This window comes from Ferrovibrio sp. GW821-FHT12F09 (genome assembly GCF_058806775.1).
On the sequence record NZ_JBXAPZ010000002.1, the window covers coordinates 112,591 to 129,728 of the forward strand.

19 protein-coding genes are annotated in these 17,138 nt (G+C 62.7%); 7 read left to right on the forward strand and 12 right to left on the reverse strand.

Annotated features, from left to right (window positions below; genetic code table 11):
- Positions 1–12: 12 nt before the first annotated feature.
- Genes AC1ROB_RS13430 through AC1ROB_RS13445 form a run of 4 tightly spaced genes read right to left on the reverse strand, consistent with a single transcriptional unit; the run spans position 13 to position 3,856 of the window.
- The gene (locus tag AC1ROB_RS13430; protein ID WP_492970640.1) at positions 13–1,029 is read right to left on the reverse strand and encodes a branched-chain amino acid ABC transporter permease; all 1,017 of its coding nucleotides are present in this window, start codon (positions 1,027–1,029) and stop codon (positions 13–15) included.
- A complete protein-coding gene (locus AC1ROB_RS13435) occupies positions 1,026–1,748 on the reverse strand; it encodes an ABC transporter ATP-binding protein (protein WP_492970639.1) in 723 nt (240 codons plus the stop codon). The genes AC1ROB_RS13430 and AC1ROB_RS13435 overlap by 4 nt, the downstream gene beginning before the upstream one ends.
- On the reverse strand, positions 1,745–2,515 hold the full coding sequence (locus AC1ROB_RS13440; RefSeq protein WP_492970638.1) for an ABC transporter ATP-binding protein: 771 nt from the start codon (positions 2,513–2,515) through the stop codon (positions 1,745–1,747). The genes AC1ROB_RS13435 and AC1ROB_RS13440 overlap by 4 nt, the downstream gene beginning before the upstream one ends.
- Before the next feature lie 57 nt (positions 2,516–2,572).
- A complete protein-coding gene (locus AC1ROB_RS13445; RefSeq protein WP_492970637.1) occupies positions 2,573–3,856 on the reverse strand; it encodes a substrate-binding domain-containing protein in 1,284 nt (427 codons plus the stop codon).
- A gap of 208 nt (positions 3,857–4,064) precedes the next feature.
- Between AC1ROB_RS13445 and AC1ROB_RS13450 the strand changes: the two genes are divergently transcribed.
- From AC1ROB_RS13450 to AC1ROB_RS13480, 7 genes are all read left to right on the forward strand, one after another.
- On the forward strand, positions 4,065–4,697 hold the full coding sequence (locus AC1ROB_RS13450) for a TetR/AcrR family transcriptional regulator (RefSeq protein ID WP_492970636.1): 633 nt from the start codon (positions 4,065–4,067) through the stop codon (positions 4,695–4,697).
- Positions 4,694–5,449 carry an enoyl-CoA hydratase/isomerase family protein gene (locus AC1ROB_RS13455; RefSeq protein ID WP_492970635.1) on the forward strand — a complete coding sequence of 252 codons (756 nt, stop codon included), beginning with the start codon at positions 4,694–4,696 and terminating at the stop codon, positions 5,447–5,449. The genes AC1ROB_RS13450 and AC1ROB_RS13455 overlap by 4 nt, the downstream gene beginning before the upstream one ends.
- A gap of 5 nt (positions 5,450–5,454) precedes the next feature.
- Entirely contained in the window at positions 5,455–6,942 is a 1,488-nt protein-coding gene (locus AC1ROB_RS13460; RefSeq protein ID WP_492970634.1) for an acyl-CoA synthetase, read from the forward strand.
- Positions 6,943–6,947: 5 nt separating this feature from the next.
- Entirely contained in the window at positions 6,948–7,316 is a 369-nt protein-coding gene (locus AC1ROB_RS13465) for a MaoC/PaaZ C-terminal domain-containing protein (protein WP_492970633.1), read from the forward strand.
- Positions 7,317–7,342: 26 nt separating this feature from the next.
- Positions 7,343–7,699, forward strand: a complete 357-nt coding sequence (locus tag AC1ROB_RS13470) for a hotdog family protein (protein ID WP_492970632.1) — start codon at positions 7,343–7,345, stop codon at positions 7,697–7,699.
- Positions 7,700–7,704: 5 nt separating this feature from the next.
- Complete coding sequence (locus tag AC1ROB_RS13475; RefSeq protein WP_492970631.1) at positions 7,705–8,490, forward strand: alpha/beta fold hydrolase; 786 nt, start codon at positions 7,705–7,707, stop codon at positions 8,488–8,490.
- 87 nt (positions 8,491–8,577) lie between these two features.
- Positions 8,578–9,192, forward strand: a complete 615-nt coding sequence (locus AC1ROB_RS13480) for a ferric reductase-like transmembrane domain-containing protein (protein WP_492970629.1) — start codon at positions 8,578–8,580, stop codon at positions 9,190–9,192.
- On the opposite strand, the gene AC1ROB_RS13485 is transcribed toward AC1ROB_RS13480, so the two are convergent.
- The 8 genes from AC1ROB_RS13485 to AC1ROB_RS13520 form a co-directional block, all read right to left on the reverse strand.
- Entirely contained in the window at positions 9,176–10,675 is a 1,500-nt protein-coding gene (locus AC1ROB_RS13485) for a tripartite tricarboxylate transporter permease (protein WP_492970628.1), read from the reverse strand. The genes AC1ROB_RS13480 and AC1ROB_RS13485 overlap by 17 nt on opposite strands.
- A gap of 9 nt (positions 10,676–10,684) precedes the next feature.
- Positions 10,685–11,155, reverse strand: a complete 471-nt coding sequence (locus tag AC1ROB_RS13490) for a tripartite tricarboxylate transporter TctB family protein (protein ID WP_492970627.1) — start codon at positions 11,153–11,155, stop codon at positions 10,685–10,687.
- A gap of 77 nt (positions 11,156–11,232) precedes the next feature.
- Positions 11,233–12,204: a tripartite tricarboxylate transporter substrate binding protein gene (locus AC1ROB_RS13495; protein WP_492970626.1), complete on the reverse strand. Its 972-nt coding sequence runs from the start codon at positions 12,202–12,204 to the stop codon at positions 11,233–11,235.
- 178 nt (positions 12,205–12,382) lie between these two features.
- Positions 12,383–13,117, reverse strand: coding sequence for a Crp/Fnr family transcriptional regulator (locus AC1ROB_RS13500; protein ID WP_492970625.1), 735 nt, complete (start codon positions 13,115–13,117; stop codon positions 12,383–12,385).
- A 28-nt stretch (positions 13,118–13,145) separates the two neighbouring features.
- Entirely contained in the window at positions 13,146–14,282 is a 1,137-nt protein-coding gene (locus AC1ROB_RS13505; protein ID WP_492970624.1) for a DNA polymerase III subunit delta', read from the reverse strand.
- Entirely contained in the window at positions 14,279–14,944 is a 666-nt protein-coding gene (tmk, locus tag AC1ROB_RS13510; RefSeq protein ID WP_492970623.1) for a dTMP kinase, read from the reverse strand. Before tmk ends, AC1ROB_RS13505 begins: the two co-directional genes overlap by 4 nt.
- Positions 14,941–16,128 carry a D-alanyl-D-alanine carboxypeptidase family protein gene (locus AC1ROB_RS13515; protein WP_492970622.1) on the reverse strand — a complete coding sequence of 396 codons (1,188 nt, stop codon included), beginning with the start codon at positions 16,126–16,128 and terminating at the stop codon, positions 14,941–14,943. Before AC1ROB_RS13515 ends, tmk begins: the two co-directional genes overlap by 4 nt.
- A complete protein-coding gene (locus tag AC1ROB_RS13520; protein WP_492970621.1) occupies positions 16,106–17,119 on the reverse strand; it encodes a septal ring lytic transglycosylase RlpA family protein in 1,014 nt (337 codons plus the stop codon). The genes AC1ROB_RS13515 and AC1ROB_RS13520 overlap by 23 nt, the downstream gene beginning before the upstream one ends.
- Between the last annotated feature and the right edge of the window lie 19 nt (positions 17,120–17,138).

Sequence of the window (17,138 nt, forward strand, 5' to 3'; positions counted from 1 at the left end):
GGTCGCCTCCCCTTACCGCTTCGCCACAGGGTAAAGCCCCTGAGGCCGCCACAGCAGGATCAGCACCATCAGCAGGATGCTGGAGCCAAGCGCCAGTTTGGGCGCCAGAAAGCCGGTGTAATTGGCCACCAGCGCCACCAGCAGGGAGCCGATGAAACAGCCGCCGACCGAGCCGAGGCCGCCGATGATGATGACGATGAAGATCAACACGTTGACTTCCATGCCCATGCCGGCGGTCAGGGTCTGGCGATAGAAGGCCCAGAGCACGCCGCCGAGGCCGGCGAGCGCCGAACCGGCGATGAAGACGCCGACGAACAGGCGCCGGATTTTATAGCCCAACGCTTCGACCATCTCGGGGTTTTCCACACCAGCGCGAATCAGCAGGCCGATCTTGGTGCGGTTGAGCACCGCATACATGGCGCCAAAAACCGTCAGCCCCAGCACCACGGCGATGACGCGGTATTTCTCCATGGCAGCGTCGCCAATGACAATGGCGCCGCGCAGGCCCTCGGGCAGGCGCAGCGGGATCGGGCTCGCGCCCCAGAGCACATGGATCATCTGCTCGGCGACAATCATGCCGCCCATGGTGATCAGGATCTGCTTCAGATGCTGACCATAGACCGGGCGGATCACCACGCGTTCGAAGGCCCAGCCGAGCGCGCCTGTCACCACCATGGCCACCAGCATGCAGGCCAGCAGCACACCGATATTGAGCCAGATACTGGTGGATTCGACCCAGCCGGCCAGCGGGCCGAGCGCCACGAGACTCATATAGGCGCCAAACGAGATGAACACACCATGACCGAAATTCAGCACGTCCATCAGGCCGAAGATCAGCGTGAGACCCGAAGCCATCAGGAAGATCATCATCCCCATGGCCAGCGCCGCCACCGTGAGCGTCACCCAGCTGGAAAAGCTGCCGACCAGCGGCAGGGCGGCCAGCATCAGGATCGGCACCAGCAGTGCCGGCAGGATATCGAGGCGCACCTTCGGCAGAGTGGTTGTTTCTGTCGCGACAGCAGCGGTCATTGATGCGCATCCATGCTCAGGCCCAGCAGCTTCTGCTGCAGGCTCTTGTCCTCGGACAGTTCCGCCATTGCGCCGGTATGGACGATACGGCCATCATCCATCACCGCGACATGGTCGCCGAGCAGTTTGGCGGCAAGGAAGTTCTGCTCGACCAGCAGGATGGTGGCGCCGGTCGATTTCAATTCCCTGAAGGCCTGGATCATGTTCATGATGATTGCCGGCGCCAGCCCCTTCGTCGGCTCGTCGATCAGCAAAAGCGCGCGCGGCTCGATAATGGCGCGCGCAATCGCCAGCATCTGCTTCTGGCCGCCCGACAACGATCCGGCCGCCAGCAGCCAGAAGCGCTCCAATGCCGGAAACAGCCCGAAAATCCACTTCAGCCGCGCCAGGTCGATCTCGCCTTCGCGGGCAGCGAGGATCATGTTCTCGCGCACCGTCAGGTCGGCGAAGATGCCCATATTCTCCGGCACGTAGGCAATGCCGGATTGCGCGATATCCGGCGTCGGCTTCGCCGTGATGTCCTGGCCATCGAAGGTGACGCGGCCCTGACTCGCCTGCCACAGGCCCATGATGGTGCGGAGCGTGGTGGTCTTGCCGGCGCCATTGCGGCCGAGCAGCATGGTAAGCTGTCCCCGCGGTACGGCGAAATCGACGCCATGAAGGATGTGATATTGGGCAATATGGGTGTGGACACCCTCAAGGCGGAGCAGATCACTCATGCCGCCGCCTCCGGACTGATGCCGAGATAGGCTTCCTGCACGATCGGCGAGGCAATCACGGCCGCCGGTTCGCCATCGGCAACCAGATTGCCGTTGTGCAGTACGATGATGCGGTCGGCCAGGCTGCGCACCACATCCATCTTGTGTTCGACCAGCAGCACGGTCTTGTCGCCACGCGCCTTGATCCCGTGGATCAGTTCCAGCACCGTCGGCACCTCATCCACCGACATACCGGCCGTGGGCTCATCGAACATGAAAATATCGGGGTCCAGCGCCAGCAGCAGCGCGACCTCCAGCTTTCTTTGATCGCCATGCGGCAGTGCGCCAGCCGTGGCATTGCGCTTGTCATCCAGGCGCACGGATTCAAGCAGACTGTCGGCCTTCTCGATCAGATCGCGGCGATGACTCCAGAGCTGCAGGAGCTGCAATCCCGCACCGGCGCGGGATTGTACCGCAAGGCGCACATTTTCCATCACGGTCAGGTTTGGAAACAGATTGGTGAGTTGGAAGGCGCGTCCCATGCCGCGCTTGGTGCGGGCCGAGGCGCTCATGGACGTGACATCATCGCCGCGCAGCAGCACCTGGCCGGCCGTGGATTTTAGCTGACCGGATATCAGGTTGAAATAGGTGGTCTTGCCGGCGCCATTCGGCCCGACGATGGCGGTGAGCGTGCCGGGCTGGAACGCGCAGCTAACCGCGTTGACGGCGACATGACCGCCGAAGCGGATCGTCAGGTCGCGGGTTTCCAAGGTGGGAATGACAGACATGGCATCCAGACAGAAAATGCGGCCGGAGCAGTCGCCTGCCCCGGCCGTTTCGCAAGGTTAGCGCTTGTTGCGGATCGGCAGCGGCATCGCCGATTCCTGGATGGTCTGCACCAGGTCGAGCAGGTCGTTGTCGTCCTTGCCGTCCTTCTTGACCTTGAAGTGATACATCTGCTGCAACGCCTGATGATCTTCCTTGCGGAACAGCATCGTGCCCTTCGGGGTGTCGAAGACCATGCCTTCCATGGCAGCGATCAACTTTTCGGTATTGGTGCCGCCCGCCTTCTGCACGGCGGTCAGTGCCGCCGAAGCGGCCGCGAAACCGCCTGCAGTAAAGAAGTCCGGCGGTGCGCCGTTGTTACGCTTCTTGTGCTCGGCCACGAACCAGTCGTTCACCGGATTCTTCGGGAAGTCATGGTAATAATAAACGGCGCCTTCCATGCCCGGATAGGGCTTATAGCCCTTCATCACCGGCAGGATGTTCCCGCCCGGCGCGATCTCGATGTTGAAGCGCTCGGGCTTCAGATCGGCGATCTTGGGCAGCGGATGCGGGCCGGCCCAGATGATCGCAATGACGCGCTTGCCCGGCTTGTCCTTCAGTGCGTCGAACAGGCGCTGCGCCGAAGCGGTAAAGTCGGTGGTCTGCTGCGGAGCGTATTCCTCGAACACGACCTTAACGTTCGGGCGCAGCTGGCCCAGCGCGTCCTTCATCGCCTTCACGCCGTCACGTCCGAAGGCATAGTCCTGTGCCAGTGTGGCGACGCTGACTTCACCGGAGATCGGAAAAGCGGCAGCGCCGGCATAGGCATCCTGGGTGGAATTACGGCCGGTCCGGAAGATATACCTGTTCCACTTCTCGCCGGTGATCGCATCGGCCACGGCGGGCTCGACGATCAGGATTTTCTTGTGTTCTTCGGCAACCGGCAGCATGGCCAGCGCGCCGCCCGAACCCGTGGTGCCGACCGCGAGATCGACATTGTCGTCGGCATAGGCCTGTTCCAGCAGCGACTTGGCCAGATCGGGCTTGAGCTGGTCGTCCTTGAGCAGGACCTGGATCTTGCGACCCTGCCAGGTCATCGTGCCCTTGGTCATATATTCCAGGCCCATCATGAAGCCGGTCTCGGTCTGCTTGGCATAGGCTTCAAGCGGACCGGTCTTGCTGGTAATCAGGGCAATCTTCAGATCTGCGGCCTGCGCTGACAGCGCCAGCCCGGCAGTCAGTGCGACGGCCAGACCCGCCGTCTTGATCACGCGCTGCATGTATTCTCTCCCTTGCGACGATGCGGACATGACGATGGAGACGCGAGTACAGACATGCGTACGGATATGCAGCTTGTGCGACATCGGCTCCTCCCTCTTCATGGCCCGGGTGATCCCCGGTGCCGGTGGCAGACCGCGCCCGCTGGACGATCCGCAAACATGACAGTTGATTCATGTTTCATAGATTCGTACTCTTAGTGCCGGAAGCCGTCAAGCCGGATTCCCGCCCGTGGAGCGGAAAACCCGTTGCGACGCCTCCGGAGGATAACCACACAAAAGATTCATGCCGCACATGAACCCGAGGAAACGTGCATTGCCGCTGCCGAAAACCGGCCGCGGCGAACAGACCCGCCGCAAGATTCTCGACGCCGCCAAGCGCGAAATCGGACGGCGTGGCTTTGCCGAAGCCTCGATTGCCACAATTACCTCCGAGGCCGGCGTCGCCCAGGGCACCTTCTATATCTACTTCCGCAGCAAGGAAGACGTGATGCGTGAGCTGGTCCTCGATATGGGCCGCATGCTGCGCCATCATCTGACCGAGGCCACGGAAAAAGCCGTGAGCCGCATTGAAGCCGAGCGGCAGGGTCTGCATGCCTTTCTGGGCTTCGTGCGCCGCAACCCCGATCTCTACAAGGTGGTGGAAGAGTCGCAGTTCGTCGACGAAAAGGTTTATCGGCAGTATTACACCGACTTCGCCAAATCTTATCGCATCGCACTCTCGGCGGCCGAGAAACGCGGTGAAATCGCACCGGGCAAAAACAGCCATGCGACCGAAGTCCGCGCCTGGATGCTGATGGGGATAGCGGTTTTTCTCGGCCAGCGTTACGGCCTTTGGGACCCGAAAGCGCCGCTGGATCCTATCGTCGATGTCGCAACCGCCATGGTTGCCCATGGCATCGTTGCCGAGCCGCCACGCCGACCATGACACTCACCCTGCTGCAGATCGACGGGCCGGTGGCCCGACTGACGCTCAACCGGCCGGAGCGGCATAACAGCCTGATCCCGGCGCTGCTCGACAGCCTGAATGCCGACCTCGCCCGCATCGCCGCCCTGCCCCAGCTTCGTGCTGTGGTGCTGCAGGCTGCTGGCCCCAGCTTTTCGACCGGCGGCGATGTCGCCGGGTTCCATGCGCAGCCGCGCGGTCAGCGTCGCGCTTATGCCGAAGCTATTGTCGGTGCGCTCAACGGCGCCATACAGGCGCTGTTTGATCTGCCAATTCCGGTAATCGGCCGCGTACAGGGGCCGGTGACCGGTGGATCGCTGGGCTTTGTCCTGGCCTGCGATCTGGTCGCGATGACGCCTGAAACTTTCATCCAGCCGTATTACACACAGGTGGGCTTCAGCCCCGATGGTGGCTGGACCGCCCTGCTGCCCGCTCGTATCGGCCAGGCTCGTGCCCGCGAGATTCAATTGCTGAACCGCCGCGTTACAGCCGCCGAGGCCGTACAACTGGGGCTGTCGACCGCATTGGCCGAGGCGGATTCCCTGGATGCCATGATCGACGCCTGGCTGGACAGGCTGCTGACAAAGCAATCGGGCAGTATCCGGCGCACCAAGACGCTGTTACGACCGGATTACGCCGCCGGCCTGGAGGCCGAGTTGCATCAGTTCGCAGAGCAGATCGACAGCGACGAGGCCGAAGCCGGCATGGCCCGTTTTCTGGCCAAGACAGCGTAACAGCCATGCAGTTCGTTTTCGATATTGCCGCCCGCCGCACCGAACTCACACCGGACCGGATCGCCTTTACCGACAGCGATGATGGGCGCCGGCTGAGCTATGCCGATCTGGACGATCGCGCCAGCCGCTTCGCCGCATGGCTGCAGCAATCCGGCATTGTCAGTGGCGACCGCATTGCCATTCTGTGCCTGAACAACGCGCGCTTTTTCGAAATCCTGTTTGCCTGCGGCAAGCTGGGCGCCGTGCTCGTGCCGCTCAACTGGCGGCAACCGGCACCTGAGCTGCGACCGGTGCTGCAGGATTCCACCCCGAAGCTGCTGATCCACGATGCCGAGCATGCGGCGCTGGCCGCCGGTCTCGATCTGCGGCTGCTGTCCTTTGCCGATTACGATATGGCGGTGGCCGCCACGGCACCGGTGCGTTTCGATACGGCCTGGCCGAGCGATCGCGTCTGGTACATGCTCTATACCTCCGGCACCACCGGCAAGCCCAAGGCCGTGATCCAGACGCCGGGCATGGCATACGCCAATGCCATCAATATCGGCCAGGCCATCGACCTGACCTCACAGGACACCACCCTCAACTTCCTGCCGCTGTTCCATACCGCCGGCATAAACCTGCACACCCTGCCCGTCCTGATGCAGGGTGGCCATGTAAAGGTGCTGCGCAAGTTCGAAATCGATCCGGTGATGGCTGCACTGAAGGCCGGCGACTGCACGGCCTTTTTCGGCGTACCGGCCATCTACCAGGCCCTCAGCCTGCATCCGGACTTCGCCCGCGCCGATTTTTCGAAGGTCCGGTCCTGGGGTTGCGGCGGGGCACCGTTGCCCGCCCCACTGATCAGCCTGTTTGCTGCCCGCGGCGTCAGGGTCTGCAACGGCATGGGCATGACAGAAACCGGGCCGACAGTATTCCTGATGGATACCGCGCATGCGGAAAGCAAGATCGGCTCGGTCGGCAAACCCCAGATCCTGGCCGAGGTGCGTCTGGTGGATGATCGTGATGCACCACTGCCGGACGAGGCGACCGGTGAGCTGCAGATACGCGGTCCTGGCGTGACGCCGGGCTACTGGAACAACGAAGCCGCAACGAAAGCCGCTTTCACCCGCGATGGCTGGCTGCGCACCGGCGATGTGGCGCGGCGCGACGGCGATGGCTACTACTACATCGTCGACCGGATCAAGGACATGTTCATTTCCGGCGGCGAGAATGTTTATCCGGCCGAAGTCGAGATCGTGCTGTACAAGGCTACCGGTGTCTTGGAATGCGCGGTGATCGGTGTGCCGGACGAGAAATGGGGTGAAGTCGGCTGTGCCTATGTATTGCCGCAACCTGACGCCAACCTGGATGCAGAATCCCTGCGCAGCTTCTGTCGCCAGAATCTTGCGGCCTACAAGGTGCCCAAGCACTTTCGCATTATCACCGATTTTCCACGCACGGCGGCCGGCAAAGTGCAGAAGCACATCCTGCGTCAGTCGTTTTCCCAGTCGTGAACAGTATGACCATCAGTATCGAGCGCAGCCTGAGTCAGAACGAATTCGATGTCTTCGCCGCCGTCAGCGGCGACAACAATCCGATCCATGTCGATGCGGTATTTTCGGCCCGTACGCGGTTTGGCCGCACGGTCAGCCATGGCATGCTGTTGTACACCGTGCTCTGGGGACTGGTGCAAAAGCACTATCCCGGTGCCCGCCAGACCAGCCAGAGTCTGATGTTCCCCAACCCCGCCTATGCCGGCGAAGCACATCGCTTCTCCCTGACCGAGGTCGAGCGGCTTGGAGAATGCTGCGTGTTGGCGACAATCGTCACCCGGGTTTCGGATAATGCCGTAGTCCTAGACGGTCAGACGGAGATCGCCCTGTCATGACGACTGAAATACATAAGGGTATGCAGGTGGGGCAGAAGGCTGAAACCCGCCGCCGCTTTACCACCGAAGACGCCGCCCGCTTCCAGAATCTTGCCGGGGATAACAGTGCCCAACTGCAGGCCGTGCCGGAGCCGTTGATCGGCGCCCTGTTTTCCTACCTGTTGGGCGTTGAGCTGCCGGGGTTCGGCACCAACTACCTCAAGCAGGATATGCAATTCGAACGACCGGCCGCGCTTGATACGGAACTGACGGCCACCGTCGAGATCACCCGCCTGCGTCCGGACAAGAATCTGGTCGATCTGGCAACCACCTGCGTGGATGCAACCGGCCGGGTGATCTGCCGGGGACGCGCGCTGGTGCTGGCACTGGATGTCGGGGCCTGACCGTCATGCATGTCGATGAAGCCGGCCAGGGCCAGCCGCTGATTTTTCTGCACGGCTGGTCCAGTCACGGCGGCTATTTCTCGCCCCAGACCGACCATCTGGCCAACAGCTATCACCTGTTGCTGCCTGACCTGCCAGGCCATCGTCACAGTCCGGCCGCGCCGGAAGCCCTGACGATTCCACGCATCGCGGATGAACTGCATCAGCTTCTCGCCGCCCGCAATCTGCAGAATGTCGTCCTGATCGGCTGGTCGATGGGCGCCATGGTGGCGCTGGACTATATCGGCCGGCATGGCACAGACAGACTGGCCGGACTGGTGATCGAGGATATGACCGTACGGATAACCGGTGCGCCCGACTGGCGCTTTGGGATTCGCAACGGCTTCGACCTGACGCAAAGCAATGTTGCCACGCAGGCGATGCGCGCCGACTGGGCGACCTACGCGCAGCAGGCCATGCCCAGGCTGTTTGCCCGCCACCATCATCTACCGCCGGATCTGATAGACTGGATCGGCGGTGAAATCGCGCACAACGATGGCCACGCCATGGCTGCTCTTTGGGATTCGATGGCCAGACAGGATTATCGGGGGCTTCTGCCCCGCCTGTCTCTGCCTGTCCTGATCCTGCACGGGGGCGAGAGCCAGCTTTATGAACCCGCCGTCAGCCAGTGGATCGCGGCCAACATCAAAAACTCCAGGCGCGTCTGCATCGACCAGGCTGGTCATAGCCCGCATCTGGAAACACCCGACGTCTTCAATCGTGCCTTGACGGATTTCATCACGTCCCTGTGACCCGCCGCCGGCTGTAATGGCCGTCACTTGCCAGACCGGCCATTGCGGCAGAAGGATCGTGCCGGCTCAACAGGGAGGCCCGGCGGCATGACGCACTACCTCAATGGCTGGAAACTGACCGGCACCATCTCGATCCTGCTGGTTGCCATGGCCCTTGGTCTATTTGCCGGTGAGAATTTCTCAGTTGACGGCATCCGACTGGTGATCCGCGCCACGGCACGCAGTTCACTGGCCTTGTTCCTGCCGGTCTTTGCGGCCTCGGCGCTTGTCGCTCTGTGGCCAAGCAACCTTACACGCTGGCTACGCCGCAACCGACGCTATCTCGGCGTCAGCTTTGCCGTATCTCACGGCATTCATGCCATTGCGATCATCGCCTTTGCCCGCCTGGATCCGGAACAGTTCAGCCAGATGACCACGACGGGCACGCTGATCAGCGGCGGCTCGGCCTATCTGTTCATCATCCTGATGGCAGCCACGTCGTTCGACCGCGCCGCACGCTGGCTGGGTACCCGCAACTGGCGCATCCTGCATTGGTGCGGCGCCTGGTATATCGCGCTGTCGTTCATCATCACCTTCGGCAAGCGCGCGCCGGACATGCCGCTTTACTGGCTGCCTGTGGCATTGGTGATCGCGGCGATCATTCTCCGGCTTACGGTCTGGTGGCGCGGCCGGCGCGTCCCCGTACTCAGAGCGCCGGCCTAGCCCGCAAACGCCGCACCAGCCAGCTGCCGACCGGCCAGAACAGGATGACGAATGTCGCAACGCCCAGGCCAGCCGAGATCGGCCGCTCCAGGAAGACCATCAGGTTGCCATCGGCCTTGATCATCGACGTAACGAAGGTTTCCTCCAGCATGGTGCCCAGCACCACACCCAGAATCGCCGGTGCAACCGCGAATCCGTTTTCCTCCATCACATAGGCGAGTACACCGAAGACCAAGACAATCAGAACACCGAACACGGTGTTGTTGATCGCAAAAGCGCCGACCATGCAGAACAGCAGGATCACCGGCATCAGGATGTTCCCTGGAACGCGCAGGATGTTGGTGGCCAGCCGGATCGTCGCCCAGCCCAGCGGCACCATGATGATATTGGCCAGGATGAACACCAGGAAAATCGCGTAAACGTTTTCCGGATTGTGCAGGAACAATGTCGGACCAGGATTCAGTCCCTTCAGATACAGCACACCGATGGCAATCGCCGTAATGGAGTCGCCCGGAATGCCAAACACCAGCGCCGGGATCCAGGCGCCGGCCAGAGAGCTGTTATTCGCGGCGCCGGACTCCACAATCCCTTCGACATGGCCGGTGCCGAACTTCTCTGGTTCCTTGGAAAACTTCTTGCTCATGGCATAGGACATCCATGACGCCATATCGGCGCCGGAACCGGGCTGGATGCCGATGATCGTTCCCAGCACGCTGCCGCGCAGCAACGCGCCGGGATACTTCACCAGCAATCCCCACATGCCGGCAAAGACATTGCCCAGTCGTTTGGTCGGCGGACGGGCTGGCGGATCCATGTTCACGACAAAGCGCAGGATTTCCGAAACGGCGAACATGCCAACCATCATCGGGATCAGGCTCACGCCCCCCATCAATTCGGTATTGCCAAAGGCAAAGCGGGGATAGCCGCCCGGATTGTCGAGGCCGACACAGGAGACCAGCAGGCCGATCAGCAGCGAGATACAGGCCTTCAGGACGCTGCTGCTGCCAATGAAGACAGCGCCGGCAAGTCCAAGCACGACTAGCCAGAAATATTCGAAGGACGAAAACTTCAGGGCAATTTCCGCCAGGGCCGGCGCGGCCGTGATCAGAACTGCGGTTCCGAACAGTCCGCCAATGGCCGAAAACACCAGACCGGCGCCAAGCGCCACCTCGGCCTGGCCTTTCAGCGTCATCTGATAGGCTTCATCGGTATAGGCGGCGGATGCCGGTGTGCCCGGAATGCGCAGCAGTGCACCGGGAATATCCCCGGAGAAAATCGCCATGGCTGTTGCGGTCACGATCGCCGCAATCGCCGGCACCGGCGGCATGAAGAAGGTGATCGGCACCAGCAGCGCCGTCGCCATGGTCGCGGTCAGGCCCGGAATGGCCCCCACCACCAGGCCGAATATGGCCGAGCAGAGAATGACCATCAGGACGTAAGGATCGAACACCAGCTGGAAGGCCATCATCGTATGCTGCAGCATGCGGGCCTCCTACCAGCTAATACCCTGCAGCCAGCCCCATGGCAGAGGCACGCGCAGGAATTTGTAGAAGATGGTGTGGATGACCAGCGTTACGCCGATTGCAATCGGCAGAATCAACAGCGGCCGGACCCGCAGGCTGTAGAACAGGGTGCTCAGGATTCCGATGCCACAGAGAATAAACCCCAGTGTATCCGCACAAAAAATATAGAAGAGCAGCGCGGCCACGATCAGCAGGAAGTTCACGGCATGATGGGGCGAACGCATCCAGGCGCCGAGCAGCACCAGCGGCTGGCGTTCGGCACGAAATCCGCGCCAAATTAATGCCAGTGAACAGCCCAGCAGCAGAACGGCCAGCAGGCCGGGAAAGGCCGAGGGGCCGATATTCTGACCGGGGATTGGTGGATACTGACTGACCGTGAGCAGAATGGCGATGGCGAGAACAGCCAGCAGAGCGCCGCTGAGAGCATCATGAATACGCATGCGGGATTACCTGTTTGACGGAAAGAAACGCCGGCGCGAATCTTTGTCGCGCCGGCGCACCATCTGTTCGATCGCGTTTACTTGGCGATGCCAACCGCTTTCATCACGGCGCCGAGATCGGCATCCGATTTGGCCATGAACTTGGCATAGTCCTCCGGGCCAGCCCAGATGATGCCGAAGCCGCGCTGCGCCATGAAGTCTTGATACTCTTTACTGTCGTAGACCTTCTTCACGACGGTCGTCAGCTTGTCGGCCACATCTTTTGGCAGCCCCTTCGGCGCCGCGATGCCACGCCAGGCGGCCATGGTCCAGTCACTGCCGGTTTCCGCTTTCAGTGTCGGCACATTGGGGAACAGGGCCGATGGCTTCGGATCCATGATGGCCAGGCTTTTCACCTTGCCCGCTTCGATCAGCGCACGGGCTTCGGGGAGCGAAACCGGCGCGATCTGCACGCCACCGGCGATCATGTCCTGCAGGCCCGGCGCCGCACCGTTGCTCGGCACCCAGCCGACGGTGGACGGGTCGATGCCCTGATCCTTGAGCAGTCCGGCGATGGCGAGATGCCAGATGCCGCCCTGCCCGGTGCCCGAAGCCTTGAACTTGCCCGGATTCGCCTTCACGGCGGCCAGCAGCTCCTTCACGGTTTTATACGGCGCATCGGCGGCGACCTGCACACCGGCCGGATCGGCATTGACCAGTGCGATCGGGGTATAGGATGTCGGGTTCAGCTCGGTGAGACCCTGCCAGTGCATCATCGCGATCTCGACGGTGATCAGACCGATGGTGTAGCCATCGGCCGGCGCCTGGGCGATGGCGGCATGCCCCACCACACCGCTGCCGCCGGTCCGGTTCACCACATTGACCGGCTGGCCGATCTCTTTTTCCATCAGGCTGGCGATGATGCGCGCCGTCGCATCGGTGCCGCCACCGGCGCCCCAGGGCACGATCAGGGTGATCGGACGATCCGGATAGGCGGCCTGCGCGCCGACTGCTGCCAGCAATGCCGCGCCGGCGACGAGACTCGTGACGAATGCCTTGAACCCACGCATGGGTTACCCTCCTGCTGATTGGCGTTTCCTGTGCCACGTCGACGCGTCGTTTGTTCGCGCGCCTGTCCACGGCACTGTCACTATCTCCTATCTCATATGTCAGGGCAACGCAGAAACGGAGGCCCCGCGAGCCCCCGCAATGCAGCAACTTGTATTTTGAAGGAACAGGTGCCCGGCGTTACGCCAGGCCATGCCCGCCCTGGCGCACATCCAGCCGCTGGATTGCCTGTTCCAAGGCTGCGCGGTCGGTCAGGTAATAGGTCTTGTCCTTGCGGGTGACCTGACCGCCATGCAGCAGGTTGGCGAGCACACGCGCCACTGTTTCACGCGTGGTGGCGGCACGACGGGCAACTTCATGCTGCTTGGGCATCGGATAGATCATCCAGCCGTCGTTGTTCAACGGGTCCTTGCGCGCCAGCTTCAGCAATTCGCGATACACGCGCTGAATGGCGCCCAGTGTCGCCAGATCCATGATGCGTTCGTTATTGGCACGGATGATGCTGGTGAGACGGCGCATCACTTTCAGACCCACCGCCGGCTCGCGTGCCAGCAGCGCTTCAAAAGCCTTCGGCGGCAAGGCGGCAAGGCGGCAGGTGGTCTGCGCCACCACGCTGGCTGAGCGGCGCTCGCCATCAATGGCGGCGATCTCGCCGAAATAACTGCCGGCCGAAACCAGGGCGTAGGAAATCTCGCGGCCATTGCCGGAAAAGTTCACCACCTCAACCGTGCCGTCGACGACGAAATAGACATCGCGACTGTCGCTGTTGCGGTCGAGAATCTGTTCGTGGGCGGCGAAGCGACGCCACTGGCAGGCACGCTCCACATCCGCGCGCGCAGCCGGGCTGAGATCGGCAAGCAGGTCGATCTTTTCCAGACTGTCGGGCGTATTGGCGCCTGCGGCGGCCTTGGCCATAAAATCCCCCTGCCCAAAAAACTTCGTATCAACGCACGGCTGCAGACCGCGCCAGTGCTGCGAACAGGTTCAGCAGCATCTGCTTGCGGTCGAGATTGACCGATTCCCCGCGGTCGAGCAAGCGACCGATGGTTTCCCAGTCCTCGGCCCAGCGGTCCGGACCCTGCCATTGCGCCAGCCGTTGCGCCAGGGCGGTTTCGCCCGGGAAAATCTCGGTCCAGCCACTGCCACCGATCCGGCCGGCTGCAGCCGCGCGAATCAGGCGGGCCAGCCACCAGCGAAACAGGTCGGTCATCAATTGGAAGCCCGCCCCGCTGCGGTCGCGATTCAGCGCATCGCCGAAGGCGTGCAGCTTGGCGATATCGGGTTTGGGCAACTGCCCGACCATGTCCAGCAGGCCATGCAACAGCTTCAACCCGCCCTGCCCGGCCAGCATCATGCCGCGGCCCGGCGCGCCTTCGGCCAGCACCGCCAAACCACGGCGTTCGCCCGCATCCAGATCGGGCAGCAGCCGGTCCAGCGCCGGCATCAGATCGGCCTCGTCCAGGGCTTTCAATGGCAGCCGGCGACAGCGCGAGCGGATGGTCGGCAGCAGACCGCCGGGCGCATGGCTGACCAGCAGCAGCACGGCGTTTGGTGGCGGTTCTTCCAGAATTTTCAGCAGCGCATTCGCCGCATTGGTGTTCATGTCATCGGCAGCATCGACAATACAGACGCGATAACCGCCCTCCGCTGCCGTCATGGCGAAACGGTCGATCACGGCGCGGATATCCTGCACGACAATATCGCCGCGCCAACGGTCGGCCTTGTCGTCGTAACTGCGCTCCACCGTGATCAGGTCGGCATGGCCGGCATTGGCCACACGGCTGAACACCGGATTCTCCTCTGGCACGGCAATGCTCTCGGGCAGTACCGGCCCGTCGCCGAACAGGCTCGGGCCGCTGTCGATTGCGGATACCGGACCGGTGGCAAGCAGGAAACGGGCGAAACGAAACGCCAGCGTCGCCTTGCCCACACCGCGCGGACCGGTAATCATCCAGGCATGCGGCAGCCGGCCGGATGCCCAGGCATCCAGCAGCGTTTTCTCCGCCGCGGCATGGCCGAACAGCGCAGCATTGTGGCGCGGCCCCCAGGAGGCCGCCTGTTGCGGATCGAAGCCACTCATGGCGTCAGGGTAAACTGTGCAGCAACCGCCTGCCAGAGCGCAGCGGCCACCTGATCCGCATCGCCGCTGGCATCCACCACACGGCAGCGCTGCGGTTCGCGGGTGGCGATATAGCGGAAAGCCCGGCGCAGGGTTTCGTGGAATTCATGGCCCATGCGCTCATAGCGGTCTTCCGCCACAGCCTGTCCCTGCATGCGTGCTTTCGCGCGAGAGAGACCAATATCGACCGGCAGGTCCAGCACCAAGGTCAAATCCGGGGCGAAGTCGCCAAGCACCAGTTTGTACAGGGCGGCGATCGTATCGCGCCCCACGGCACCGCCATAGCCCTGATAGGCCATGGTTGAATCGGCGAAGCGGTCGGAAATCACCCAGGCGCCGCGCGCCAGCGCCGGCTTCACCGTCTTCTCCACATGGGCGCGACGGGCCGCATAATGCAGCAGGGTTTCGGTCATAGCATCCCAGCGGTCGGGATCGCCGGTGACCAGCAGCGTGCGGATCGCCTCGGCGCCGGGCGTACCGCCCGGCTCGCGGGTCAGCACTGTTTCGATGCCATGCTCCGCCAGCTTTGCCGACAGGCGCTTTGCCTGGGTCGACTTGCCGGCGCCCTCGCCACCTTCCAGCGTGATGAAGCGCCCCGGAAAGCGACTGGGACCTGCGGTCACTGCTTCTTCGCGCCCCAGAGCAGATAGCTGACCGCGGCGCTGATACGGCCGGTGAAGCCGAGCTGCTGCACATCGGCGCCGGCAACCAGCGGCACTTCCATCAGCGTAGCGTCCTTGTTGGCCACCACCAGCTTGGCAACCGGCGTGCCCTTGACGACCGGTGCCGGAATCGGATTGTCGTAAGAGATCGTGACCTTGACGCCGGCCTTGCTCTGGCGCGGCAGCGTCAGCGCCAGGCTCTTTTCGATCACCAGCGGCACGCGCGGGGCCTCGCCGAGCCAGACGTCGGCCTCGTCGACCGTCGCACCGGCAGTGAACAGCCTGTAATTGTCGAACTGGCTGAAACCGAGCTCAAGCAGACGCTCGGACTCGCGCGAACGCTCGTTCATGCTCTTCAGACCGTTCACCACCAGGATCAGCCGGCGCTCGCCGCGCTTGGCGGACACGGTGAGGCCATAACCGGCCGCATCGGTATGGCCTGTCTTCAGGCCATCGGCGCCGACATCCTTGTAGAGCAGCGGATTACGGTTGCCCTGGGTGATCGGCTTCTTGGTCACCTGGTCGATACCGTAGGTGAACTCCTTCTCGGAGTAGAAATGGTAATACTGGGGGAAACGCGAGATCAGCTGTTTGGCCAGGATGGCCAGGTCGCGCGTCGTCATCATATGCTGCGGATCGGGCCAGCCCGAGGCATTACGGAAGGTGCTGTTCTTCATGCCCAGCTGGCGCGCACGCTCGGTCGCCAGTTCAGAGAAGCGCTCTTCCGTGCCGGCAACACCTTCGGCCAGCACGACGCAGGCATCGTTGCCAGACTGGATGATCATGCCGCGCAGCAGGTCTTCCACCTTCACGCGGCCGCCGATCGGCACAAACATCTTGGAACCCTGGATACGCCAGGCCTTCTCGCTGACCGGCAGCATGTCGTCCATACGCAGCTTGCCGGCCTGCAGCTGTTCGAACACCATGAAGGCGGTCATCAGCTTCGACATCGACGACGGTGGCATCAGCTCGTCGGCATTCTTCTCGAAGATCACCGTATCAGTGTCGTAGTCGATCAGCAGCATCTGGCGCGCGACCGTCTCGACCTGGCCGAGCTGTGCCCTGGCCGGAGCCGCGTCAAGGCCCAGCACCAGCACTACGGCAACCGCCGCGACAAAAGGCTTAATCGACAACGATACGCGCATTGCTCTGTCCGTTATTAATCGCTTGCTGCAAAGCCTGGTCAGCAGCGGAGACCTGGTTGAAGGGTCCGAGGCGGACGCGGAAAAATTCCTGCTTGTTCACGAATGTCGAACTGACGCCGGTCGGGCCGATCAGCGACAGCTGCGCCGCCAGCTTATGGGCATTCTCATGCAGGGTGAAAGCGCCGACCTGAACGTAAATCTGGCCGCCACGGGCCGGGCCGACCTCGACCTTCTGTTGCGACAGGTCGTTCACCGCAACCACATCGCCAACCTTGGTCTGCGCGCCCTGGGGAGCCTGGCTGGCATTCTGCGCCGACAGAATCTGCATGGGCGACGGCTGTGCCGGCGCAGTCTGCACCACGTCGCCACTGCGGCCTTTGGCGCCCGGCGGCGGCGGCAGGGCCTCGGCCTGGACACCGCCACGTGGCGCAGCGCTCGGGCGCTCGTCGCCGCCAACACTGCGCGACGCCACCATGGTGCTGCCGGAATCGCCCGGCAACGGCGCGGGGCCGACATACTGCACCCGCACCTTGGCGGTGCCCTGGCGGTCATAGCCCAGCAGTTGCGCGCTGCGGCGCGACAGATCGATCACGCGACCGTTCACATAGGGACCGCGGTCGTTGACGCGCACAACGATGGTGCGGCCGTTTTCCATATTGGTGACACGCACCAGCGAGGGCATCGGCAATGTCGGATGCGCCGCCGTCACGTCATTCATGTCGAAGGTTTCGCCATTGGCGGTGGTCTTGGCGTGGAACTGCTCGCCATACCAGGACCCGATGCCCGTTTCGTCGTAATTCGGGTCTTCCTTCGGGTAATACCAAACGCCATTGATCTGGTAAGGATTCCCCACCTTGTAGATGCCGCCTTTGCCCGCTGTGGATGGGCCACCGCCAGGCTGGTCGGTCCGCATGATCGACTTGGCGGTATGATTGAACAGCTTGGTCTCGGCGCAGGCCGTCAGACCCAGCCCCATCAGGGCAACGGCCACGAGGCGGGCATACCTCTGC